The sequence below is a fragment of the Polynucleobacter sp. AP-Titi-500A-B4 genome (assembly GCF_018688095.1).
Classification (GTDB): Bacteria; Pseudomonadota; Gammaproteobacteria; order Burkholderiales; family Burkholderiaceae; genus Polynucleobacter.
This window is the reverse complement of the sequence record NZ_CP061311.1, coordinates 605540-629693: the sequence shown is the minus strand read 5'-3', so window position 1 is coordinate 629693 and position 24154 is coordinate 605540. Positions and strand designations below refer to the sequence as shown.

Genomic DNA, 24154 nt, shown 5'->3' with positions numbered 1-24154 from the left:
TCTTGCCATCATTGGGCTAGAGTGTTGGGTAATCGATATAACCCACTTCTTGACCGCCGTAGAAAGTAGCGCGGTTATAAGGATTGAGTGGAGCGTTTTGTTGGAAGCGTTCAGCTAAATCTGGATTAGAAATATAGATTCGGCCATAAGCGACTGCATCAGCCAAGCCCTCTTCTAATACCTTCTCACCCATTGCTTGATCATATCCACCGGCGGTAATAAATTTACCTTGATATGCTTTACGGAAAAGCTCTGAAGTTACTGGCGCATCCTCATTCACTTGATCACCACCGCCAGCACTTGTTGCACGAGGCTCAATCATATGCACATAGGCCAAGTTATAGCCATTTAACTTCTGAATTGCAGCAGTAAACAATGCAACTGGATCACTATCAGCCATATCGTTAAAAGTACCGTAAGGAGATAGACGAACGCCAACTTTATCGCTTGGGAATACTTTGCTTACCGCATCAATCACTTCGCCCAACAAACGCAAACGATTTTCGATTGAGCCACCATATTGATCGCTACGCTGGTTGGTTTTATCTTGCAAGAATTGATCCAATAAATAGCCATTTGCCGAATGAATCTCAATCCCATCAAAACCCGCTGCTTTAGCATTCTTGGCGGCAGCCTCATATTCTTTTAAAAGGCGCGCGATATCGTCTAGCGTCATCGCTTTAGGGGTTTCGTAATCATGCAACTGCCAATCAGCGCCGTAGGTCTGACCAGATGCAGCAATCGCAGAGGGAGCCTCTGGCACACCCTGCTCTGGGTGTAATGACGAATGAGAAATGCGACCTACGTGCCATAACTGCGCCACGATAGAGCCACCTTTAGCATGCACAGCATCCACAATCTCTTTCCAAGCTGCCGTTTGCTCTGGCGAATAGATCCCAGGCGTTGCTGGGTAGCCCATTCCCAAAGGAGAAATTTGGGTTGCTTCTGTAATGATGAGGCCTGCACTAGCACGCTGCGCGTAGTAGATCTTAGCCAAAGGATTGGGAACATCTCCTGCTATTGCGCGCATCCTTGTGAGCGGCGCCATCACCAAACGATTTTTTAATTGGATAGAACCCAGCTTTACTGGGGTGAACATAATTTCTTTACCGGACATTCATGACTTTCTGTATTAATAATGAAACAACAAGGGTGACTCTAACGACTTTTACTATTTGTTGCAGGGCTACTTTGACTTTTGCAGATTGGCACCAAAGCGCTCACGGATGCAACCAGATAGCGCCGCAAACTCGGCAGTATGCGCAGTAGATGCGCGCGCCACTAAAGCAATGACTCGTTTGGGAGCTGGTGCTGCCATCGCCTTAGCAACTAGATCGCTGTTATTCAGCAGACTGCTTTTTACCGCCATTTCCGGAAGTAATGCAATGCCAAAGCCCGATTCGACCATTTGCAACAAGGTCAGTAGGCTGGTAGCTTCCATACCTTCATCTTTACGAATATCTGCTTTTTTGCAGGCTTGCAAACTATGGTCACGCAGGCAATGCCCTTCTTCCAAGAGTAATAGACGCTCTGCCATTTTGGCAGGCAAAGTAACCTCTTTACCTTTAAGCGCTGGATCACCCTCTCGAGCAACCAACCAAAAATGATCGTCGAATAATTCTTCAACCAATAGACCGCTTACGTCATAAGGCAGGGCAATTAAAGCAAAGTCTAATTTATGCTCAGCTAATCTGGATAACAAGTTCGCCGTCAAATCTTCTCGCAAGGTAATTTTAAGATCTGGAAAACGTTTGCGAACTTCTGGCAAAACGGTTGGCAACAAGAATGGGGCAATCGTAGGAATGACTCCTAAACGAATGGTTGCCGTCATGGGCTTACCTGAGGCTCCTGCGTATTCCACTAAATCTTCAGATGCAGTCAAAATCGATTTAGCGCGCTCAAGAACTTCTATACCCGCAGGCGTAATAGAAACATTTTGGCGATCACGCTCCACCAGTTGTATACCCAAACCATCTTCTAATTCTTTTAAACCAGCACTTAAGGTAGATTGCCCCACGAAACAAGTCTCTGCTGCGCGAGTGAAATTAAGCTCCTTGGCTAACACCACTAGGTAAGTAAGCTGCTTTAATGACGGTAAATAGGCCATTATGCCCCCTTATCGAATAATTTGATTAATAGTAGCATAATTATTCATTGGACTGATTATGAAATCAAGCCCACAATCCATTCCATGGTTGAGCGAGTAACAAGAAGTGAAGTCAACTCAACAAACTTTTTTCAGTATTGAATTTTTAACATTTAAGTGAAGGAATCGAAATGGCACGTCCAGAAATTAAAACCATGCAAAATTTAGAATCGGCATTTGCCGGTGAATCCATGGCGCATATTAAATACCGTTATTTTGCGAAGTTAGCACGTGCCGCCGGCGACGAAGCGACTGCAAAGATCTTTGAAGCCACTGCTGATCAAGAAGTGATGCATGCATTTGGTCATTTAGATCTACTCTACCCCGCAAGCACCATGACTCCGGCTCGTGCTTTAGAAATTGCAATTGAAGGTGAAACTTATGAGTACACCGAAATGTACCCATCCTTTCGCAAGACCGCAGTAGCAGAAGGTAATGCAGCAGCCATTCAAGAAATTGATGAGCAGATTGCGGAGTCTAAAGAACATGCTGAGCAATTCCAGGCAGTATTGGCAAAAGCTGCAAAGCGCTTTTCTGCCTTAGCTAATGTGGAAGAGCGTCATGCCAATCACTACAAGCAGGCTTTAGAGAAAGCTAGGGCGTTTGCCGCCCAATAACAGCTTCACAAGAAATAAAACCCAACTGAATTTAAACTTACACTTATTACTAAAGGACTGAATATGAAATCTTGGCAATGTATCGTATGTGGCTTCATCTATGACGAAGCAAAAGGCTTACCGGAGGACGGTATTGCGCCGGGCACCGCTTGGGCAGATGTTCCAGCAAACTGGGAATGTCCTGACTGTGGCGTATCAAAAGCTGACTTTGAAATGGTGCAGATTTAAACCCCTGACCTCACTCAAGCCATTGCATCATCACATTTAACGCATTACTAGGGAGCTCAGTCTTGGATCAAAACACACCACAATCCTCATCCGCTATCGTCATCATTGGCAGTGGATTGGCTGGGTATACCGTTATCCGTGAAATTCGCAAGCTCAATAAAGAGATCCCCATTACGCTCGTCACCAAAGAGCCTGGATATTTTTATTCCAAACCGATGCTCTCGACTGCTCTAGCAAATAAAAAAGATGCTGCACAATTGGTTTCCACCCCTGCAGAAGGCATGGCCACTCAATTGAACCTTAACATCTTATCTGAGACGGATGTCACTGCGATCGACAGCACCAAGCAAGTGCTTACAAGCAATAAAGGTGAAATTGCTTACTGCAAACTTGTCTTAGCACTGGGCGCAGACCAGATTCGTTTACCACTGCAAGGCAATGCTGCTAAGGAAGCATTAACCGTAAATGATCTTGAGGACTATGCCAAATTTCGAAATGCCATCAGCGGCAAGAAGAAAGTGGCTATCCTAGGTGCAGGCCTCATTGGTTGTGAGTTTGCTAATGACCTAGTTCTTGGTGGCTATGAAGTAGATGTGATTGATTTGGCACCGCAAGCCCTAGGCCGCTTGATTCCAGAGGTAGCCGCAAACGATTTGCAAAGCAAACTCAGTGCAGCGGGTGTGCGTTGGCACTTCAACACTACTGTGCAGTCCATTGACCGCACAAATGATCAACTCAATATCACCTTAGCCAATGGTGCCTTGATTGCCAGTGATGTAGTTCTGTCAGCGGTAGGACTAAAGCCTAGACTGGATCTTGCTAAAACCTCAGGCATTGCTACTGGCGTAGGCATTCAAGTGAATCGTGAATTAGAAACCAATGTGCCCCATGTATATGCACTTGGAGATTGTGCCGAAGTGGAAGGTCTTGTGCTGCCATACGTCATGCCGATCATGCAAGCCGCTAGAGCATTAGCAGTGACGCTCACTGGCCAACGTACCGCCCTCACCTATCCTGCAATGCCAGTGATGGTCAAAACCCCTACATTGCCTACGATTGTTTCACCCCCAGCCAAGGGTGCCACAGGGCAATGGAAAAATAATATCGTTGAAGGCGGATTAGAAGCGCGCTTTGAATCTGCTGATGGCAAACTTTTGGGATTTGTCTTAATGGGTACCGCTACGACACAGCGTGGCGCTCTAACCAAGGAATTACCTGCGATTCTGGCTTAAGACTGTTCTGAGTTTTATCAATAAAAAAGGCCCGCATCGCGGGCCTTTTCTTTAATGCACACTCGAGGTGATTAAGAAACGATCACGAACCAAGTAGTGTTGTGAGACTGAGCAACCATCAAGAACAACATTGGCACTGAGAGCAATGTATTTAAACGGGATGTCAGCATCGCAACGCGTGCAGATTTAGCTTTGACATCAGCTTCAACAGGAACGATGCCAAGAGCACGTTTCTGATTAGGCCAGATGATGAACCATACGTTAAACGCCATGACTACCGCAATCCACATACCCAAGCCAATCGCGCGGAACGGAGCCTGCAATGTAAATGCTTGATGGAGGTAGCCGTTCAAAGCAGCAACGATCAATCCAGTGAGTACTGTGAAGAGCGCTGCATAACGGAACCAAAACAATGCAGTAGGAGCAATTACTTTACCAATCGCTGGCTTTTGCTCATCTGGAATCTTTGGCATGGAAGGAATTTGCACAAAGTTAAAGTACCAGAGCAAACCAATCCACATCACACCAAACATTACGTGCAACCAACGGAAGATAAATGGCAATTCAGCAGAGCTAAAGTTACCGCCCAAAGCGAGAATAATTAAAACGAGAAGCACAAAACCAGCTAATACTGTGCGTCCCAATGAGGTCAAAATTGAAGCCATGAAAGGATCTCCTATATATAAGAATGCGCTGTAACTATAAACGATTCTGCTGAATCTGTTCACATACCCCAAAATCCAAGGCCCTTAGTTAAAAAAGCCACTTCAGTAGTGACTTCGTACATTTTGGGGTGCAAAATAAGCAAAAACAAACATGCAAATGAGACAAAACATGCCTGCCCTATCTTTTTCAAAAGTCTTAGCCTGTCTTACTATATTGGCATTAGGCTGCATCTCCAGTACTCAAGCTCAAGAATTCCCGCCCAAGAAAACCATCACGATTGTGGTTGGCTTTGCAGCTGGCGGATCTGCCGATAGTGCAGCTCGTGTCATCGCCAAAAAATTGAGTGAAGATCTTGGCCAAAATGTGATCGTGGACAACAAGCCCGGCGCTGGTGGCAACATCGCTCACGCTTACACTGCCACTGCACCTGCCGATGGATCAGTCATTCTATTTGGATCGATCGGGCCTTTGTCGATCGCACCGCATTTGATGAAGTTGCCATATGATCCACAAAAAGATCTGGCGCCCCTCACTATGGGCGTTACTTTTCCAAACGTTTTGGTTGTTATTCCAGAGCTCGGCGTAAAGAACTTCAAAGAATATATTGCTCTAGCTAAAAAGAATCCCGGCAAAATTACCTTTGCCTCTACCGGTAGCGGCTCAGCATCTCACTTACAGGGCGAACTCTTGAACGTGCGTGCCGATATTGATACTGTGCACGTCCCCTATAAAGGTGGAAGCCCAGCCATGGTGGATCTCCTAGGCGGTCGTGTCTCTTCTTATTACTCTGCCCTCGCTACCGCTGATCCCTACATCAAAAATGGCAAACTCATTCCGATTGCGACCACGGGATTGAAGCGCGCTCCCACACTTCCTAATGTGCCAACTATTGCTGAATCCGGCTATCCTGGATTTGATGCAAGTAATTGGTATGCATTTGTAGCGCCAGGTAAGACACCGGATGTCATTTTAGATAAATGGAATAAAGCATTAGTTGCAGCACTTACTGATAAAGCAACCAATAAACAATTGGCTGAACATGGCTTAACGCCAAATCCAGGCAGCAGAGAGGATTTGCAAAAATATATTGCGAGTCAATCTGCAATGTGGGGCAAGATCATTGCAGATAGAAAAATAACTGCTGAGTAACAATATGTTACGCAGCAGTTATTGAGAACGCTGGCTACTAATAAGAACTAGCTTTTACTGAGCAGTCCAACCGCCGTCCATATTCCAGGCTACACCACGTACCTCAGAGGCATCAGGACCACAAAGAAATACTGCAAGTGCAGCTAACTGCTCTGGCGATACAAACTCTCCAGATGGTTGTTTCTCTGAAACCAAGGCAGTTTTAGCAGCATCATTCGATATGCCTTCGCGCTCAGCCCGAGCGTCTACCTGCTTTTGCACCAATGGTGTCAATACCCAACCTGGGCAAATCGCATTACAAGTAATACCAGTGCGAGCGTTTTCAAGAGCAGTTACTTTTGTCAAACCAATAATTCCGTGCTTAGCTGCCACATAGGCAGCTTTCTGAGTCGAGGCAACCAAACCATGAACAGAGGCAATATTAATAATGCGACCCCAATTACGCTTCTTCATTCCAGGAAGTGCGTGATGTGTTGTGTGAAATGCAGAACTTAAGTTAATAGCAATAATGGCATCCCATTTATCTGTTGGGAAGTCTTCAATATTGGCGGTGTACTGAATGCCGGCGTTATTCACTAAAATATCCAATGAGCCAAAACGCTTTTCAGTTTGCTTAATGAGGTCTTCGATCTCAGCAGGCTTACTCATATCTGCGCCGTGGTAATCCACTTCAACACCACAGGCTTTGATTTTTGCAATCGCTTCATCTTTTTCGCCAAAGCCATTCACCATCATGTTGGCACCCTGCTTAGCTAGAGCAATTGCCATACCCAGACCAATACCGCTAGTAGATCCTGTTACTAGCGCTGTTTTACCTTTTAATGAAGACATATCGATGTGTACCGTATCAAGTTAACCAAGAGGCCCAAAGGGCTACCCAAAACTTGATGTTACAGGATGTGCAAAGCCCTCTATCGAGCTTTGCACTAGGACGGGCGCAACACTTTGAAAAATTAGATTTTCTTGAGTGCCCGCAGGATCTTCTCGCAGGTGATAGGCTGATCAAACACTGCGGCATTCAATGGCGCCAAAGCATCATTGATAGCATTTTGAACTGCACCAGGAGCGCCAGCCGTGCCAGCCTCACCAGCTCCTTTTGCGCCCAACTTAGAAGATTGGGTCGGGGTTTCTACGTGGGCTACCTCAATATCCGGCATCTCGTTAGCCATTGGCACAAGATAATCAGCCATGCTGCCATTTCGCAGTAAACCACTGTCATCGTAGAGGCACTCTTCAAAGAGAACGCCGCCAATACCTTGAACAATCGCGCCACGAACTTGCTCATCAACCAACATCGGATTAAGCACTCGACCGCAATCCTCAACCGCCCAATGTTTCAAGAGTTTGACAAAGCCAGTGTCTGGATCGACTTCTACATAAGAAGCCTGAACGCCATTTGTGAAGATGAATGGGTAATCTTTTTGAGTGTAATGACGTGTCACCATTAAGTCTGCAGAAAAACCAACTGGCAAAGTATCTGTTCTGAAATAACCAATGCGGCCGATTTCACTAAAAGGTAATAGCTGTTCACCAGTCGCTTTATCAAGCACATGGCTACGGTGTACGCGTAACTCACCAACAGGTCGATTCAGAATCGCGCCCGCCAGTTTTAAGATATTTTCCTGTAGGGCTTGGCACGCCAGCAATACCGCTTCACCACCTACACCCGCACCACGAGAGGCCCAAGTACCGCCGCCGTAAGGAGTAACGTCAGTATCGCCAGTAACAATACGTACCTGATTAATCGATACGCCTACTGCATCTGCAGCGATCTGTGCATAGATGCCCTCTGTACCTTGACCTTGCTCACCAACACCCACCAATACTGACACCACCCCACTAGGATCTAGGCGAACTGAAGCGCCATCTTGAGAAGCAATACGCGCACCACCAACGCCGTAGAAAGCAGGACTTGGATTAGTGAGCTCAATGAGAGTAGCGAAACCAATACCGCGATAGATACCCTTCTTGCGCAACTCTGCTTGCTCTTTTCGCAAAGCTGGGTAATCCATCATCTTCTCAATCGTACGCAAGCATTGCTCGTGCGAGAGCACTTCTAATTTAATACCTGAGATTCCAGAACAAGGATAAGCATCATCTGGAATCACATTGCGCTTACGAAACTCTAATGGATCCATCTGCAATTTTTGAGCAGCTAAATCCACTAGACCTTCAGTTACCGCACAGGCTATCGGATGACCAACGCCACGGTATTGGCACGTTGGGGTTTTATTCTGGAACACTACATCTAAGTGCGCACGATAATTCTGATGCTTATAAGGGCCACCGACCAAGTTCACTACTTGGTTACCCTCAATTGCGCTCGTTCTCGGGAACATAGAGTAAGGCCCAATGCCTGTTAAGTCCTTAATCTCAAAGGCTAAGATATCGCCTGCTTTATTGGCAGCGATACGACCGACAATGCGATGCTCACGTGCGTGGATATCGCTAGTAAAAGATTCCAAACGATCAGCAACAAACTTCACTGGACGTTCTAGCATCATGGCTAAGCCTACGGTTGCAAAATCATCTGGATAAGCATGCACCTTAATGCCAAATGATCCACCAACATCTTTACAAATTACATGCACATCGGATTCAGATAAACCAAATTGACGGCAATACAAGTCCTGCATCATATGCGGCGCTTGTTGGGAGTGATACACCGTCAAGCGACGTTCGCCTGGGTTGTAATCTGCAATTTGGCAACGAGGCTCTAAGGTAACCCCCGTGTGACGCCCAAAGCCAAAGGTAGCTTCAGCTACAACATCAGCATTTGCAAACGCTTCATCAACATTACCTACATCTAAAGTGCGGGTAAAGCAGAGGTTATCACCCAGCTCTGGATGAATTAATGGTGTCTTAGGATCTAACGCAGACTCCATAGAGATCACAGCAGGCAACTCTTCCCACTCAACATCAACAAGCTGCAAAGCGTCTTCAGCTTGCGCTCTGGTCTCAGCGACTACGGCAACAACTGGCTCACCCTGCCAGCAGGCTCTATCAATCGCCAGAGCATGCTGAGGCGCGGATTTCATACCGGCTAAGTGACCCAGAGTAGCAACCCATGGTTTACAAATTTTGGCCATCTGCACGCCATCAACCACTGCCAATACTCCAGGCATCTTACTAGCCTGCTCTGTATGAATCTTGCCAATCTTCATATGCGCTACTGGTGAGCGCCAGAAGACCACATGACCCATGCGTGGCAATTGAATATCGTCAATGTAAGTGCCCTGACCTTCAAGCAGGCGGCGAGCGCTATGTCTTGGTTCGCTGTTACCGATATAACGCTGATCGTTAGTAACGGGATCGAGAACGAGTCCTTTTAAATCGCTTGGCTTATTCATAATGCGTTTCCTAAATCCCTTAAGCGTGAGCAACAACAGGTTTAATTTTTTGACCCTTTGCACGAGCCTCTAAAACATCCATGATTGCATCAACAATGGAGTGATAGCCAGTGCAACGGCAATAATTTCCAGAAATCCATTCACGAACTTCTTCACGACTCGCTTTAGGTTGCTTTTCAATTAATTCAGCAGCCGCTAACAACATCCCAGAAGAACAAAAGCCGCACTGCATAGCGTTGTGGCGCATGAATGATTCTTGAAGATCAGCTAAAGCACCGCTCTTGGTAAGACCTTCAATGGTTTCCACTACACAACCATTAGCTTGCACCGCTAAAAATAAGCAACCTCGGATGATTTGACCATCTACCTTGACAGTACAAGCACCACAGGCGCCCTGCTCACAGCCTAGGTGTGGACCCTTAAGATGCAAATCCTCGCGTAAGAAATCCACTAAATGACGACGCGGCTCAATCTCTGCATTGACGGCAACACCGTTGACCGTCATCGATATCTTTTTCTTCAAACTCATTTTCAAATCTCCGAACAATCTGAATAATTAGGCAGCTAAATGCTTAAGACCACGCTCAAGCAATACACCAATTAAATGGGTCTTCGCTTCTGCGCTGTTGGTAATGTCAGCAATCGCATCAATTTCTTGACGAGCTGCTTCTACTGCTGCTGCAATCAATTGATCATTTACCGGTTTTCCATTGACCAAATCTTGAGCCCTTACTGCCATCACTGGTGTAGAACTCACTGAAAAGAAAGTGAAGACGCAATTGCTAAGAATGTCTCCTTGCTTTTCAGCTACTGCTGCCAATCCTGCAACCGCATAATCTCCATGACGTCTCGCGAGCTCATGAAAATAGAACACTTGATTGGGTTTAGCGACTGGAATTTCAGTGGCAACTAGAATTTCATCTGGCTCTAATGAGGTGGTGTACAGATCAATGAAAAAATCTTTTGCAGAAATCTTGCGCTCACCAGCAGGCCCATGGATCACCATAGTAGCTTGCAAAGTGAGGCTGCATGCCGGCCATTCAGCCGCAGGATCGCCATAAGCAAGAGATCCGCCCCAGGTACCTAGGTTACGAATCGCACGATGCGCGATATGGGGTGCTGCAGCTTTAAGAAGTGGTGCATGTTTTGCAACTAAATCTGAATCTTCGATTTCGGTATGTGTCACGAGCGCACCGATTCTCAGTTTTTCGCCCACCACAGAAATACCTTTGAGCTCATCAACATCTGTAATGTCTATCAAGATCGTTGGCTCAGATAGGCGCATATTGAGTGTTGCCAAGAGGGTCTGTCCGCCAGCAATCAATCTCGCGTCATCACCTCCCTGCTCCAGCAAAGACAAGGCATCACTTAAAGCCTTTGGCTTTACATAGTCAAATGCTGCTGCTTTCATTACGTCTCCTCCACCGCTAATTGAAGTAAGCCTTTGCGGCTCTTTTTATATTTGCTTCTTATTTACTTGTACCAGCCACCACTATTTTATTTTTGAACTACTTTTTTATTCACTGCCAGTGCCAGACTCCAGCACCACTGTCTCCCCGCCTAATTCTTTTGCAAACTTTTGAAAAAAGTCATCTGCAATCTTTTTTGCGGAAGCGCTAATTAAGCGCCCGCCAATTTGACCTAACTTTCCACCAATAGAAGCTTCAGTCGTATACGAAATTAATGTGCCGCCTTCGGCTTGCTTGAGTTCCACACGAGACTTGCCTTTTGCAAATCCTGCAGCACCTCCTGATCCTTCAAATGCCATAGAGCAAGATTGATCGGGAACGACGTCGCTTAGAAGTAACTTCCCCGAGAAGCGGGCTCTCACTGGGCCAATCTTGAACATGACCTTGGCATGGACTTCTTCTGGCGAAATGCGACTAATTTCTTCGCAGCCAGGAATGGACTTGGCGAGAACATCAATATCGTTCAATCCCTTCCAAACGACTGGGATAGGAGCGGCTATGAGTTGTTCGCCATTTAGTTCCATTCGTTCTCCTTGGGGTTTGTACGGATAGAGTGTTATCTACCAATTGTTCAACAATGTACCATTATTTAACTTTTGGTCAATAAGTCCAAATTCGGATAAACCCTGAGAATCCATGCGTTTTACTGAAGACAGCGTTTCCAGCCCAGATCAGGCCGAAAACTCGGCTGAATCGCTGACGCCGGCCCGTCGGCGCATGAATACCGCCGACCGAAAGCGCCAAATCCTGGACCGCGCTATCCAGTTTTTTGCCAAGTACGGCATTGATGGTCAACTTCGCAATCTCACTAAAGAATTGGGTGTTACTCACACCCTGCTCTATCACTATTTCCCCACTAAAGATGCATTGATTCAAGAAGTTTATAAAGAGGTTTTTGAATCCCGTTGGAAGCCTGAGTGGGAAGCGTTGTTAGATGATCCCAAGCTCACACCAGAAGAAAAGTTCAACGCGTTTTATTTGGACTACACCAATACCGTACTCACATATGACTTTGTTCGCATCCTGATCTTTTCAGGCTTGAGTGATCACTCTATTAGCGATCGCTTCTTCGAATTACTACGTTTACGTTTATTGCCAAGACTCATTCGCGAGACGCGCAAATACTGTAATCGCCCTGTAGAGCCAAAGCCAACTGAGCGTGAGCTTGAATTCTTGATGGGCTTACATGGTGGCATTTTCTATATCGGCATGCGCCGCTGGATCTATGGTCAAGCCATCTACGCGCCTAGTATTCCAAACTCCGAACAAGCGATCATCCATGATCGTGTTCAGTCCTATCTTCATTCCGCCAAAAGCTTATTTGCTTAATTGAAAAGGTAATCATGTCTAACCTCAGCCTAAATCACTTCTCCATTCGCAGCCTCGAGATTGAAAAAACCACAGAATTTTTTAGCAAGCTACTGGGCTTAACAGTAGGCCCAAGACCAGAGTTTCCTTTCCCGGGCGTTTGGCTCTATAACGGCGATGACAGTAGCTGGGCTAATGCTGTGCTGCATTTGATTGCCATTGATAAGAATGATCCGAATGGTCTAAAAAAATATTTAGGTGAGCGTGATCCAAGTTCATTGCATGGCTCTGGCGCCGTAGATCACATTGCATTTTTTGCAACAGGTTTAGAGGAAAAAATTGCACTATTAAAAGAACTCAAGGTTCCTTACCGTGAGCGCACAGTACCAGTATTAAAGTTGCACCAAATTTTCTTGGATGATCCTAACGGCGTTGTGATTGAACTCAACTACCCTGCTGAAGAAAAAGCAGCCCTAGACGCAAAGGCTGCATAAGCAAAGACCCATGGCAAAAATACTCGTCGTTGGCGGATCCTTGGGTGGTTTATTCGTAGCAAATATCTTGCTACGCCAAGGTCATGACGTCACCCTTCTAGAAAAAGCCACAGGCTCTCTTGATGGGCGAGGTGCAGGCATCGTGACTCACGACGCACTTGCCCAAGCTTTGTGTGCAGCTGGCGTGACAGTCGATCACACGCTTGGCGTATCCGTTACTCAACGCGTTACCTTGGGATCTGATGGTCAAAGTTTAGGTGAGATGGAGTTGCCACAAATCCTGACATCCTGGAGCCGCCTGTATCACATGCTCAAAGAAGCCTTTCCTTCGGAGCGCTACTTACAAGGGAAAACTGTGAAGGCCTTAGCGCAAGATGCAAATTCAGTAAAAGTGAGTTGCGAAGATGGTAGCCACTACCAGGCAGAGTTGCTAATTGCGTCTGACGGCATTCGATCAGGCGTAAGAGCGCAAGTTGCACCTGAGATTCAACCTGAATATGCTGGCTACATTGCTTGGCGCGGAGTCTGCGATGAAGCTTGTCTCTCTCAATACACGCTAGATACTTTATTTAACCGCTTTGGCTTTTGCCTTCCGAATGGAGAGCAAATGCTTGGCTACCCCGTAGCAGGATCTGGCAACGATACCCGTCCAGGTAAGCGTCGTTACAACTTTGTTTGGTATCGACCCGCTTCTGAAGATCAAGAGTTGGTTAGCTTGCTGACGGATGATGATGGCCATTACTACCCCACCGGCATTCCTCCGTTAAAAGTTTCCTGGAAGCATATTGCGCATATGCGCAAAATTGCTAGTGAAATTTTGGCCCCGCAATATGCGGAAATTTTAGAAAAAACTGCCGCTCCTTTTTTACAAGCAATTTACGATGTTCGCTCCGAGCAAATTGTGTTCGGCAGAATTGCTTTGATGGGCGATGCTGCATTTGTAGGTAGACCCCATGTTGGAATGGGCGTTACCAAGGCTGGTGATGAAGCCATAGTGATTGCTAAACATATTGCCACTTTAGGCGCTACCCCAGAAGCCTTGCAGGCTTATAGTGATGAGCGACTTAAATTAGGGCAACAAGTGGTTGCAAGAGCCCAATATTTAGGGCGTTATATGCAGGCACAGGGTAGCAAAGGAACAAGGGATGCCGATAATCTCAAACGGAATGCCGGAACTGTAATGGCAGAAACGGCTATCGACATTAGCGATTTATTGGCCCAAGGGAAAGCAGTGCCTGAATCTGCCCATTAAAAGGCGCATTCAGTTAAGATTTGACAAACAAAAAGTATTCTTATTTAAACAAGTTTTATATGGAGGAGACAACCATGAAACAAAAAGTAACGAATCAAACTAGAAGAAAGATGTTGATTGGTGGCGCTGCTGCAGCAAGCACCCCACTTTGGTTAAATGTTGCAAATGCGCAAGCCGATACGATTAAGATCGGCTTTCCAGTGCCGCTCACTGGACCGTTTTCCGCAGAAGCTCAAGACCAAGTAAAAGCTGCTGAGTTGGCCATTAAAGAATTTAATGATGCCGGCGGATTTAATGGTCGTAAAGCAGAGTTATTGGTTCGCGATGACAAGCTCAATCCCGGTGAGGCTGCAACTCGTACTTTAGAGTTGATTGAAAAAGATAAGGTGAACTATGTAGTTGGCTCACTATCTGCAGCAACACAACTCTCCATCAATGCAGTTTGCAAAGAACGCAAAGTACTCTTCAACTCAATCAGTCAATCGGATGCAATTAATGAAGTAAAGGACTGGAGCGTATATACCTTCCATGAGGCCTTAAACCCAACAATGACAGCCGGCGCATTAGCGCGCTACTCTATTCCACGCTTTGGCAAAAAGATTGTCTTCCTCACTGCAGACTACGCCTATGGCCATGAAATGGTGCGTGCATTTGAGCGTGCTGGCAAAGAAATGGGTGCCACTACATTGGCTGATATCCGTCATCCACTAGGCACATCTGATTACTCCGCTTTCTTGCCACGTATCAAAGCATTAAACCCAGATATTTTGGTGCTGTGCAACTTCGGTCGTGACCTCGTCAATTCTGCAAAACAATGTACTGACTTTGGTCTTAAATCTAGCATGAAGATTGTTACACCTGTACTCCTCTACACAGCACGTCTTGCTGGTGGTCCTGAGGCGTTCGAGGGCATCATTGGCGGCACTTCCTACTACTGGGGTCTTGAAGATCGTATTCCAACTGCAAAAACATTTAATGATGCTTTCCGAAAAATGTATAACGGCTCAGTACCTTCAGACTACGGCGCACTAGGATATGCTGGCGTTAAAAGCGTGCTAGCTTCCGTCAAAATTGCTAAGTCCACGGATACTACAAAGGTGATTACTGCAATGGAAAACCTGAAGTACGATTGGTACAAAGGTCCTGAGTACTATCGCAAATGCGACCACCAAGCTGTTCAAACAGTCATCATCGTAGAGTCCAAATCTAAGAATATGAAAGATAAATACGACGTCTTCAATATTCTGACCATTGAACCTACTACTGAGAAGAACATGCGCTCTTGCGCAGAGCTAGGCCACAAAGCCTAATACCAAAATCAGGGGGATCATTTGATCTTCCCTGAATTACTCCCCTTGCACCTGATGGTCTAGGGGAGTTTTTCTGAGTACATATATGACCGGCCTTACATTTGAACTTTTATGCATGCAACTACTGACAGGTATTGCCCTCGGTAGTATTTATGCCCTTTTAGCACTGGGTTTATGCCTCATTTTTGGCATGCTTAATGTAGTGAACTTTGCTCATGGCGCCTTTTTTATGGTGGGCGCTTTCTTAGGCGTGTACTTCTTAGGCGTGACTGGTAACTTCTGGTTTAGCTTGATCTTGACACCCCTACTGACTGGATGCCTTGGCTTAATTACCGAGCGTTTCTTAGTAAGACCGCTATATGGTCGTGGACTAGATTACCCCCTTCTACTCACCTTTGGCTTGTCATATGTATTGATTGAAGTAATGCGCGTGACATTTGGCATTGAGGGTTTGCCATCGATTACTCCAGACGGCCTAACTGGCACCGTCAATGTTGGCATTGGTTTCTTTCCTAAATACAGACTCTTCTTAATTGCAGCAACGGCACTCATTATTCTTGGCGTTTGGTTCTTTATTCAAAAGACCCGTTATGGTCTCATTATTAAAGCGGGCGCTGCTGATCAAGAAATTGTGAAAGTGCTTGGTGTTGATATTGCCAAAGTTTGGCTCTTAGTCTTTGGTTTGGGATGCGCTATCGCGGGCTTATCCGGCATCCTGGCATCACCAACTCGCTCAGTAAACCCAGAAATGGGCATTCCAATTTTGGCTGAATCATTTGTAGTGACCGTGGTTGGCGGTATGGGCTCGCCGGTTGGCGCAGTCGTTGCTGGATTATTGGTTGGCGTGGTTTACAGCATGACCTCTCTATTTTTTCCAGACCTCGCTGAGCTATCAATTTTTATATTGATGGCGGTGGTCTTATTGATTCGCCCACAAGGTCTATTTGGTAAAGCGGGGGCGATGGGCTAAAGCCTCGTAAATATATGAATTCATTGTTCCAACTCATTGCTCGTCATCGCGTTTTAGCGAGCACCCTATTCTTAGCAATCTTCCCCTTCATCATGCCGTACGAGGCATTGGCAATTAATATCCTGATCTTCGGATTATTTGCCATGGGCTTCAACCTGCTGTTTGGATATATGGGGCTCCTCTCTTTCGGTCATGCTGCCTTCTTAGGCATCGGTAGTTACCTTACAGGGATTGGCATCGTTCACTACGGCTTAGGATGGGGGACTGCGATTTTGATTGGCGTGATTGGCGCCGCCATCGGCGGATTAATCATGGGCTTCTTAGCGATCCGCACCCGAGGAATTTATTTCTCGATGGTGACCTTAGCGCTTGGTCAAATTATCTATTACATCTTTTACAAAGCCGAAAGTCTGACTGGCGGTGAAAATGGTTTACGCGGCGTGCGTGTCGACACATTCAATATCTTTGGTGTCCCCGTCGACTTCCTTAATCCGATGGTGAAGTACTACATCATCTTGTTCTTTGTAGTCATTGCCATTTGGTTGATCTCTCGCATTCTCAATTCGCCACTGGGAGCAGTGATGGAAGCGATTCGGGAAAACGAGAAGCGCGCAGCAGCTTGTGGCTTTGATGTTGCCAAGACTAAGTTGCTGGTATTTGTCTTGTCGGCTGCAATTTGTGGTTTAGCTGGTTCATTACGCGCCCTTCACCTTTCTATTGTTCCCATCGATTCCTTGCACTATCTACAATCCGGCCAAGCGGTGATGATGAGTATTTTGGGTGGCATGGGCACCTTCTTTGGTCCGTTTGTAGGTGCCGCGGTCATGCTCTACCTCGAAGACGTAGTTACTACCTTCACAAAACACTGGATGGCAGTGATTGGTTTGATATTTATGTTCTTTGTGTTGTTCTTCCCTAAAGGCATCTGGGGAACTATTCTGAGCAAGCTACAAATTCATCAGGATTCGAAATAATGAATAGCACAACGACTACCCCCATCCTTGAAGCTCGCAACGTCAGTAAGAGTTTTGGCAAGTTCAAAGCGCTGCAAAATGTTTCCACTAGCTTTATGCCTGGAACCTTAACGGCCATTATTGGACCTAATGGCGCAGGCAAGAGCACCTTCTTTAATGTCTTAAGTGGCGCATTTCCTCCGACTAGCGGACAAATCCTCTTTAACGGCAAAGATATTACCGGCATGCAGCAGCATGAGTTTGCTCGCGTTGGTATTTCCAAGAGCTTTCAGATCACCAACGTCTTTAAGCAACTATCTGTTCATGAAAATGTCCGCGTGGCTGCACAGATGGAAACTGCCCGCTATAACTTTCTGCGCAATGCTCAAAGCTATCCAGGTCCAATTGAGATTGCCGATCAAGTTCTCCGCCGCGTGAACTTAGAACATCTGCGCAATAAGAAAACCGGCGATCTGGCTCACGGGCAACAGCGCGCCCTAGAGATTGCGATGGCACTGGCTTGTAATCCCAGTCTTCTCCTCTTGGATGAACCTACCGCAGGGATGTCTCCCGAAGAGACCTTGGTCATGATGGATCTCATCCGCACGCTGGCTAGTGAGCGTACTGTGATTTTGGTTGAGCACAAGATGAAACTGATTATGGGCTTATGCAAGCGCATCATCGTCTTGCATCATGGCGAGTTCTTGGCCGAGGGCACACCAGAAGAAATCCAAAATAATGCTGAGGTACGTCGTGTGTACCTTGGTCAAGGTTAATTGAAAGCTCTTTATGTTGCGTATTGAAAACTTAAACGCCTGGTATGACCGTAGCCACGTTTTGCAAGGCATCTCTCTTGAAGTGAATAAAGGAGAGATTGTGACTTTGATGGGGCGCAATGGCGCTGGTAAGACCACTACCTTACGCTCTCTAATGGGTCTACTCTCTAAGCGTCAAGGCAAGGCGTCCATTGATGGTACCTCCTTTTTAGATCTACCTGCGCATGAGCGCTTTCATTTGGGCCTTGCCTATGTTCCAGAAGACCGCCGCATTGTTCCAGGTCTGACCGTTAAAGAAAATCTAGAGTTAGGCGTCATTGCTCAAAAAAATCGTGGTGAGATGAGTGCCTTAGTAGACGAAATCGCTGAGACCTTCCCAAGACTCAAAGAGCGTCTTGAGCAAGATGGCACATCCATGTCTGGCGGAGAGCAGCAGATGCTTGCGATTGCTCGCGCCATGATTGCCAAACCAAAGGTGATTTTGCTAGATGAACCTTCTGAAGGGATCATGCCGGTGTTGGTAGAAGAGATGTTTGAACTCTTTGCAAAGCTGAAGCAACAAGGTTTAACGATTCTGTTAGTTGAACAAAATGTTCAGCAAGCTTTAAAGATTTCTGATCGAGCCTACATCCTAGATCAAGGCGAGATTGTGTTTCATGACACTGCTCAGAATCTCCTGAACAACGACGAGATTCAACAAAAGTATTGCGCTGTCTAGTGTTGTAGAGGTTAAATGAGATGCAACCAATGGCCTAACTGGTGCCAATAACTATCTGGTACCAAGGTCAGTAACCAGGTTAAGGTCAGATAGCGCAGTAACTTGCCAATGAACATATAAATCAGGCAAGACTTCCAAGGTAATTTGAGCCATCCTGCAGCCAGACACAAGGGATCGCCAAAACCAGGTAGCCAAGAGAGTAATAACATCTTTGGTCCATGATCTCCCAGCCATTTCTTCACACGGCTATCTGTCGGTTCAGCAATCGATTTAATCCCTCTGCGCGCAAGTGAGCCGAGCCACCAATCAAACATACCCCCTAAAGTATTTCCAACGGTAGCTACTAATATCGCCATCCAATACAAATGAGGATTGAGTGTGATGTAACCAAACAGGATCGGCTCAGAACCAACCGGTAGTAGGGTTGCTGAAACAAAGGCGCTAATGAACACTGCGGGTAAGCCCACTGAGGGCATACCAAACCATCCAAAAAAATGCGCAAGTGCGTGCTCCATAAAACGCATACCCCTTATTGATCACTTCTGCGGGATTGAATTAACCCCCTATAGCCTATTTTGCCCTGTTTTATGGATTCTCCAAGATTTTCAAATCTTGCTTAAACTAATGCCTTGTAGCAAAAGCATCATCACTTATATAAAACGAGACATTCATGAATCACCCTATTCCCAAACCTGATCAATATCAAGACATGCGTGAAGCCTTGCGCGACCTCTGCAAAAGCTTTGACTCAGCCTATTGGCAAAAGATTGACCACGAACGTGGCTATCCAGAAGCTTTTGTAAAAGCAATGACTGAAGCTGGTTGGTTGGCAGCCCTGATTCCAGAAGAATATGGTGGCTCAGGATTAGGGCTAGCAGAAGCATCCGTCATCATGGAAGAGATTAATTTTTCTGGCGGCAATTCTGGTTCATGCCATGGTCAGATGTACAACATGGGCACCCTTCTTCGCCACGGCTCTGAAGCACAGAAGAAAATGTACTTACCTAAGATTGCCACTGGCGAATTACGCTTACAAAGTATGGCTGTCACAGAACCGACTACGGGTACCGATACCACTAAACTCAAAACCACCGCAGTGAAAAAAGGTGACAAGTATGTTGTCAATGGTCAGAAGGTTTGGATCTCTCGTATTCAGCACTCTGATTTGATGATTCTCTTGGCGCGCACTACCCCCATCAGTGAAGTTCAGCGCAAATCTGAAGGAATGTCGATTTTTATCGTCAACCTTAAAGATGCTATTGGTAATGGGATGGAAGTGCGCCCTATCGCCAATATGGTCAACCATGAAACCAATGAAGTTTTCTTCGATAACCTAGAAATTCCTGCTGAGAATCTTATAGGCGTCGAAAGCCAAGGCTTTAAGTACATTCTTGATGGCCTCAATGCTGAACGCGTTCTCATTGCTGCCGAGTGTATCGGTGATGCCTATTGGTTCATCGATCGTGCTCGTCGCTATGCCAATGACCGCGTAGTATTTGATCGCCCTATCGGTAAAAATCAAGGGATTCAATTTCCGATTGCTGACAGCTATATCGAAACAGAGGCGGCGAATTTGATGCGCTTTAAGGCTTGCGAGTTATTTGATAACCACCAGCCCTGTGGTCCCGAAGCCAACATGGCAAAGTATTTAGCAGCCAAGGCATCTTGGGAAGCAGCAAACGTATGCCTACAGACACACGGTGGATTTGGTTTTGCAAATGAATATGACGTAGAACGTAAGTTCAGAGAGACTCGCTTGTATCAAGTCGCACCAATCTCCACAAACTTGATCTACTCCTATATTGCTGAGCATGTTCTTGGCCTACCAAGATCTTTCTGATTACTCTGATTTTTTGATTAGGCATTGAATATGAGCGTTCGTCCCTTAGATGGAATTACTGTTATCGCCCTAGAGCATGTGATTGCAGCGCCATTCTGCACGCGTCAGCTGGCTGACTTAGGTGCACGCATTATTAAGATTGAACGCCCTGGAGACGGTGACTTTGCTAGGGGATATGACACACAAGTAGATGGCCTCTCTTCCCACTTTGTTTGGGTCAATCGCTCTAAAGAAAGTTTGACACTTGATCTCAAGCAAGAATCAGCAATCGCAGTCTTAAAAAATCTATTAAAGACTGCCGATGTCTTTATTCAAAATTTGGCTCCCGGTGCAGCAGCACGCATGGGATTAACCGCTGAGGCTTTACAAAAAGATAACCCTGGTTTGATTCTCTGCGCGATCTCCGGTTACGGTAATGATGGTCCCTATCGCGATAAAAAAGCGTATGACCTATTAATTCAGAGTGAGGCAGGCTTTCTGTCGATCACCGGTACGCCTGAGACCCCGAGCAAAGCGGGTAACTCCATTGCAGATATTGCAGCAGGCATGTATGCCTATACCAATATCCTGGCAGCTCTATTACAAAGAGGCAAAACCGGCAAAGGCACCGTCATTGATATCTCGATGCTGGAAGCCTTGAGTGAATGGATGAGTTTTCCAATGTATTACGCCTACAAGGGTGCTAACCCACCTTCCAGAAATGGTGCTTCGCATGCCACCATTTACCCTTACGGGCCTTTTAAGGCAGGGGATGGCAAAACTGTCATGCTCGGCCTGCAAAACGAACGTGAGTGGGTTCAGTTCTGTGAAATCGTTCTCGAAAATCCCGTGCTCGCCAAAGACGAGCGCTTTGACAAAAATTTTAAACGCAATGAAAAGCGCGCTGAACTACTAGAGATTATCAATACTTGTTTTAGCAAGCTCACCTCGGAGCAACTCATTGCGCGCTTAGAGAAGGCGCAGATAGCAAACGCCCATCTGAATGATATGGAAGGCTTGTGGAAGCACGAGCAATTAAAAGCCCGTAAGCGCTGGACGGAAGTTGGCACCCCGAATGGTCAGATTGCTGCCCTACTTCCTCCAGGCCTTAATGACAGCTATGAATATCGGATGGACCCGATTCCATCTGTAGGTCAGCATACCGACGCCATCTTAAAAGAGCTCGGCTTAGCTGAAACCGAAATCGCCAATATGCGCGCAAGCGGAGCGATTTAAAGTAACGGTGATGTAAGGTGGGCAGCGTTTTCTAGGTAGTGCTGCCAACGTGGGCGCTTTGACCATACCGTTGGATCAATGTAATCAGACTGCGCTAAATATGACTCGATCAAAGCTTGAAGCTTCAGAGCAAAATCGATGTTGTACACAATCAGACTAATTTCAAAATTCAGTCGTAGGCTACGTTGGTCAAAATTGACTGAACCGAAAATGGCTGCTTTTTTATCCACTAGCAAACTCTTAGTGTGCAAAAGACCACCGTGAAACTCGGCAATATGCACCCCTGAATTCAGGAGATCCTCGTAATAACTCTTACTGCTCCAGGCGACCAACTTTGAATCATTCAATTTGGGCACAATCAGGGTTACCTTCACCCCACGTCTAGCAGTCGACATCAGTGCTTGCATTAATCCATCATCTGGACCAAAGTATGGCGTAGTGATTGTCAACTCTTCTTGGGCATCAATAATCGCTGACAACATCACTTGGTACAAAATATCATCCCGATATACTGGGCCAGATGCAAGTTCCTGTGCAATCACTCCACCCTCGCAAGGTGCTATTGGAGACTTCTGATCTCTGAAATGGGTAATCTTAGGGTTATCAACACTCCAATCAAAAGCGAATGTCAGCTCAAATTGTGCTGCCACAGGGCCCTCAACTCGAACCATCGCATCTACCCACTCACCCACTCCCGAATCTTGCTTGAATGTGCGTGGATCAACTAAATTCATGCTACCAGTCCATACGATGGAGTTATCGATGACAAATATTTTTCGATGCAAACGCAAATCGGCACGGCGAAATTGAAATCTACCAATCTGAATAGGCAATGCTTCCGTCACCTCGATTCCTGCATTCCGAAAGCGAGCTGGCCATTTAGACTTAAACCAATCTTTACTTCCCAAAGAGTCCAATAAAACACGGCAAGCAACCGCGCGCTTAGAGGCGGCGATTAATGCCTCTCCGACTCGGTCAGCATCACCACCTAAGGCCCAAATATAGAATTCAAGATGGAGACTTTCTTTTGCCTGGTTAATCTCATCAATAAAGAGCTGCAGAATTTGTAATGAATTCGTATGCAACTCGATCTGATTTCCAGCGACTACAGGCGTGCCATTATTCGATTCTGCCAAAAGACTAAATGAGCGGGCCTCAATTGGTAGCTTCAGCTTATCCCCTGCATACATCATTCGCATACCCTCAGTGATCTTTTCGTATTCGCGATTCATGCGGGTAATTTTTCGCGTTAACTTACGACCAACTGGACGCTCACCAATGAGTACATATAAGCTGATTCCCAATACCGGGAAAGTCATCACAATAAAAATCCAGGCAAAGGCAACGCCTACTGGCCGCCTGACTGAAATAATGACACCGATAAAGTAAGTGACTAAGAGAAAATGAACCAGCAGAAGCCAATTTAGATTGAGCTCGAAGGTATGTCTTAAAAATAGGCTTAGTAGGTCATTCATATTAGTTCCAGTTCTGCTGCAATTCCCAGATGATCCGACAATTTCATCCATTCATGCAAAATTTCTGCCGAATGAATCTTTAGTCCACGAACATAAATGCGATCCATGGGCAGCAAAGGCTTCACGCTAGGAAAAGTTTTTGCGGGTGAACCAGTCAAGGCTTCAAATACTTCTTGAAAACCAGCAATTCGCATAGGAGCACTCACGCGGTTACGCCAATCATTAAAATCTCCAGCCACAATCGTTGGCGCATCATTTGTCAGCTCTTCAATATAACGAATGATCTCTTCTAGCTGCCGCTCTCTACCCCGCTCAAATAAAGCTAGGTGAACACAAAAACAATGGACAGCGGGTCTCGCATCATCAAACTGAATCACACTATGCAATAGACCGCGTCTCTCAAAACGATATGCTGAGATATCGTAATTCTGCCCCTTATGCAAAGGGTGTTTTGACAAAATCGCATTGCCGTGATGACCATCTGGATACTCGACGTTTTTACCGTAGTGCCAGTCATGCCAAAAATCTTCCGAAAGAAAGTGGGTTAATTCTGTCAAAGGCCACTGAGCAAATCGCCGAATCCTACCGCGATGCTCTTGCTGAAGTTCCTGCAGAAACAATAAATCAGGATGATGACTGCGCATCCTTTGGCGCAATTGATAAATGGTGGAATGTCGATGCAAGGGTGACAAGCCCTTATGCACATTCATGCTCATCACGGTAAAACGACCGGTCTTTGCTTGCGTCATTAAAACTGTCCTGCGGCGCGCTGGCGTCGTACCCGTGCCAAATAAATCTCACCCTCAACCAGATCTTGGCACTGCATGCATTTATTACAAATAGAAGCCTGCTCCCTTAATTCATCTATAGAGCCAATGGGGTGGGTGTCTAGGTACTCGCGAAGGTCAACATCTAGGACCTCGTTACAGAGGCAAACTATTTCAGCCATAAGTCAAAATTTAGGGATAACCGTCTCATTCAATGCA

At 46.0% G+C, this 24154-nt stretch carries 26 protein-coding genes; 14 read left to right on the top strand and 12 right to left on the bottom strand.

Annotated features, from left to right (window positions below):
• Positions 1–16 precede the first annotated feature (16 nt).
• Together FD968_RS03305 and FD968_RS03300 are read right to left on the bottom strand one after the other, a co-directional pair.
• A complete protein-coding gene (locus tag FD968_RS03305; RefSeq protein ID WP_215367361.1) occupies positions 17–1117 on the bottom strand; it encodes an alkene reductase in 1101 nt (366 codons plus the stop codon).
• Positions 1118–1186: 69 nt separating this feature from the next.
• Positions 1187–2107, bottom strand: a complete 921-nt coding sequence (locus tag FD968_RS03300) for a hydrogen peroxide-inducible genes activator (RefSeq protein WP_215367360.1) — start codon at positions 2105–2107, stop codon at positions 1187–1189.
• Between the two features lie 170 nt (positions 2108–2277).
• Between FD968_RS03300 and FD968_RS03295 the strand changes: the two genes are divergently transcribed.
• From FD968_RS03295 to FD968_RS03285, 3 genes are all read left to right on the top strand, one after another.
• Positions 2278–2763, top strand: coding sequence for a rubrerythrin family protein (locus tag FD968_RS03295; RefSeq protein ID WP_215367359.1), 486 nt, complete (start codon positions 2278–2280; stop codon positions 2761–2763).
• A gap of 63 nt (positions 2764–2826) precedes the next feature.
• Entirely contained in the window at positions 2827–2991 is a 165-nt protein-coding gene (locus tag FD968_RS03290; RefSeq protein WP_251367622.1) for a rubredoxin, read from the top strand.
• Positions 2992–3053: 62 nt separating this feature from the next.
• Positions 3054–4223, top strand: a complete 1170-nt coding sequence (locus FD968_RS03285; RefSeq protein ID WP_215367358.1) for an NAD(P)/FAD-dependent oxidoreductase — start codon at positions 3054–3056, stop codon at positions 4221–4223.
• Between the two features lie 71 nt (positions 4224–4294).
• On the opposite strand, the gene FD968_RS03280 is transcribed toward FD968_RS03285, so the two are convergent.
• Positions 4295–4888, bottom strand: a complete 594-nt coding sequence (locus FD968_RS03280) for a urate hydroxylase PuuD (RefSeq protein ID WP_215367357.1) — start codon at positions 4886–4888, stop codon at positions 4295–4297.
• Between the two features lie 151 nt (positions 4889–5039).
• Between FD968_RS03280 and FD968_RS03275 the strand changes: the two genes are divergently transcribed.
• Positions 5040–6038: a tripartite tricarboxylate transporter substrate binding protein gene (locus FD968_RS03275; RefSeq protein WP_215367356.1), complete on the top strand. Its 999-nt coding sequence runs from the start codon at positions 5040–5042 to the stop codon at positions 6036–6038.
• Positions 6039–6092: 54 nt separating this feature from the next.
• Here FD968_RS03275 and FD968_RS03270 read toward each other — a convergent pair whose 3' ends face one another.
• The 5 genes from FD968_RS03270 to FD968_RS03250 all read right to left on the bottom strand — a co-directional run bounded on the left by FD968_RS03270 (position 6093) and on the right by FD968_RS03250 (position 11381).
• Positions 6093–6869: a 3-hydroxybutyrate dehydrogenase gene (locus FD968_RS03270; protein ID WP_215367355.1), complete on the bottom strand. Its 777-nt coding sequence runs from the start codon at positions 6867–6869 to the stop codon at positions 6093–6095.
• Positions 6870–6991: 122 nt separating this feature from the next.
• A complete protein-coding gene (locus tag FD968_RS03265) occupies positions 6992–9388 on the bottom strand; it encodes a xanthine dehydrogenase family protein molybdopterin-binding subunit (RefSeq protein WP_215367354.1) in 2397 nt (798 codons plus the stop codon).
• A gap of 19 nt (positions 9389–9407) precedes the next feature.
• Positions 9408–9917: a (2Fe-2S)-binding protein gene (locus FD968_RS03260; protein WP_215367353.1), complete on the bottom strand. Its 510-nt coding sequence runs from the start codon at positions 9915–9917 to the stop codon at positions 9408–9410.
• 27 nt (positions 9918–9944) lie between these two features.
• Entirely contained in the window at positions 9945–10799 is an 855-nt protein-coding gene (locus FD968_RS03255) for a xanthine dehydrogenase family protein subunit M (RefSeq protein ID WP_215367352.1), read from the bottom strand.
• A 105-nt stretch (positions 10800–10904) separates the two neighbouring features.
• The gene (locus FD968_RS03250; RefSeq protein ID WP_215367351.1) at positions 10905–11381 is read right to left on the bottom strand and encodes a CoxG family protein; all 477 of its coding nucleotides are present in this window, start codon (positions 11379–11381) and stop codon (positions 10905–10907) included.
• A gap of 112 nt (positions 11382–11493) precedes the next feature.
• Here FD968_RS03250 and FD968_RS03245 point away from each other — a divergent pair, with 112 nt between their 5' ends.
• The 8 genes from FD968_RS03245 (at position 11494) to FD968_RS03210 (ending at position 18638) form a co-directional block, all read left to right on the top strand.
• The gene (locus FD968_RS03245; protein WP_215367350.1) at positions 11494–12186 is read left to right on the top strand and encodes a TetR/AcrR family transcriptional regulator; all 693 of its coding nucleotides are present in this window, start codon (positions 11494–11496) and stop codon (positions 12184–12186) included.
• Positions 12187–12200: 14 nt separating this feature from the next.
• Positions 12201–12659, top strand: coding sequence for a glyoxalase (locus tag FD968_RS03240; protein WP_215367349.1), 459 nt, complete (start codon positions 12201–12203; stop codon positions 12657–12659).
• Positions 12660–12669: 10 nt separating this feature from the next.
• Positions 12670–13911, top strand: coding sequence for an FAD binding domain-containing protein (locus FD968_RS03235; protein ID WP_215367348.1), 1242 nt, complete (start codon positions 12670–12672; stop codon positions 13909–13911).
• A gap of 74 nt (positions 13912–13985) precedes the next feature.
• The gene (locus tag FD968_RS03230; RefSeq protein WP_251367621.1) at positions 13986–15221 is read left to right on the top strand and encodes an ABC transporter substrate-binding protein; all 1236 of its coding nucleotides are present in this window, start codon (positions 13986–13988) and stop codon (positions 15219–15221) included.
• 115 nt (positions 15222–15336) lie between these two features.
• The gene (locus FD968_RS03225) at positions 15337–16191 is read left to right on the top strand and encodes a branched-chain amino acid ABC transporter permease (RefSeq protein ID WP_251367620.1); all 855 of its coding nucleotides are present in this window, start codon (positions 15337–15339) and stop codon (positions 16189–16191) included.
• Between the two features lie 14 nt (positions 16192–16205).
• Positions 16206–17165: a branched-chain amino acid ABC transporter permease gene (locus FD968_RS03220; RefSeq protein WP_215367346.1), complete on the top strand. Its 960-nt coding sequence runs from the start codon at positions 16206–16208 to the stop codon at positions 17163–17165.
• On the top strand, positions 17165–17920 hold the full coding sequence (locus FD968_RS03215; RefSeq protein ID WP_215367345.1) for an ABC transporter ATP-binding protein: 756 nt from the start codon (positions 17165–17167) through the stop codon (positions 17918–17920). The genes FD968_RS03220 and FD968_RS03215 overlap by 1 nt, the downstream gene beginning before the upstream one ends.
• A gap of 13 nt (positions 17921–17933) precedes the next feature.
• Entirely contained in the window at positions 17934–18638 is a 705-nt protein-coding gene (locus FD968_RS03210; protein WP_215367344.1) for an ABC transporter ATP-binding protein, read from the top strand.
• A gap of 11 nt (positions 18639–18649) precedes the next feature.
• On the opposite strand, the gene FD968_RS03205 is transcribed toward FD968_RS03210, so the two are convergent.
• Complete coding sequence (locus FD968_RS03205; RefSeq protein WP_215367343.1) at positions 18650–19153, bottom strand: YqaA family protein; 504 nt, start codon at positions 19151–19153, stop codon at positions 18650–18652.
• Between the two features lie 155 nt (positions 19154–19308).
• Here FD968_RS03205 and FD968_RS03200 point away from each other — a divergent pair, with 155 nt between their 5' ends.
• Both FD968_RS03200 and FD968_RS03195 read left to right on the top strand, forming a co-directional pair.
• Positions 19309–20478 carry an acyl-CoA dehydrogenase family protein gene (locus FD968_RS03200; protein WP_215367342.1) on the top strand — a complete coding sequence of 390 codons (1170 nt, stop codon included), beginning with the start codon at positions 19309–19311 and terminating at the stop codon, positions 20476–20478.
• A 30-nt stretch (positions 20479–20508) separates the two neighbouring features.
• Positions 20509–21693, top strand: coding sequence for a CaiB/BaiF CoA-transferase family protein (locus tag FD968_RS03195; RefSeq protein ID WP_215367341.1), 1185 nt, complete (start codon positions 20509–20511; stop codon positions 21691–21693).
• On the opposite strand, the gene cls is transcribed toward FD968_RS03195, so the two are convergent.
• The 3 genes from cls to FD968_RS03180 are packed head-to-tail and all read right to left on the bottom strand — an operon-like array spanning position 21690 to position 24117.
• Complete coding sequence (gene cls, locus FD968_RS03190) at positions 21690–23168, bottom strand: cardiolipin synthase (RefSeq protein ID WP_215367340.1); 1479 nt, start codon at positions 23166–23168, stop codon at positions 21690–21692. The genes FD968_RS03195 and cls overlap by 4 nt on opposite strands.
• Entirely contained in the window at positions 23165–23917 is a 753-nt protein-coding gene (locus tag FD968_RS03185) for an endonuclease/exonuclease/phosphatase family protein (RefSeq protein ID WP_215367339.1), read from the bottom strand. The genes cls and FD968_RS03185 overlap by 4 nt, the downstream gene beginning before the upstream one ends.
• On the bottom strand, positions 23917–24117 hold the full coding sequence (locus FD968_RS03180; RefSeq protein ID WP_215367338.1) for a hypothetical protein: 201 nt from the start codon (positions 24115–24117) through the stop codon (positions 23917–23919). The genes FD968_RS03185 and FD968_RS03180 overlap by 1 nt, the downstream gene beginning before the upstream one ends.
• Between the last annotated feature and the right edge of the window lie 37 nt (positions 24118–24154).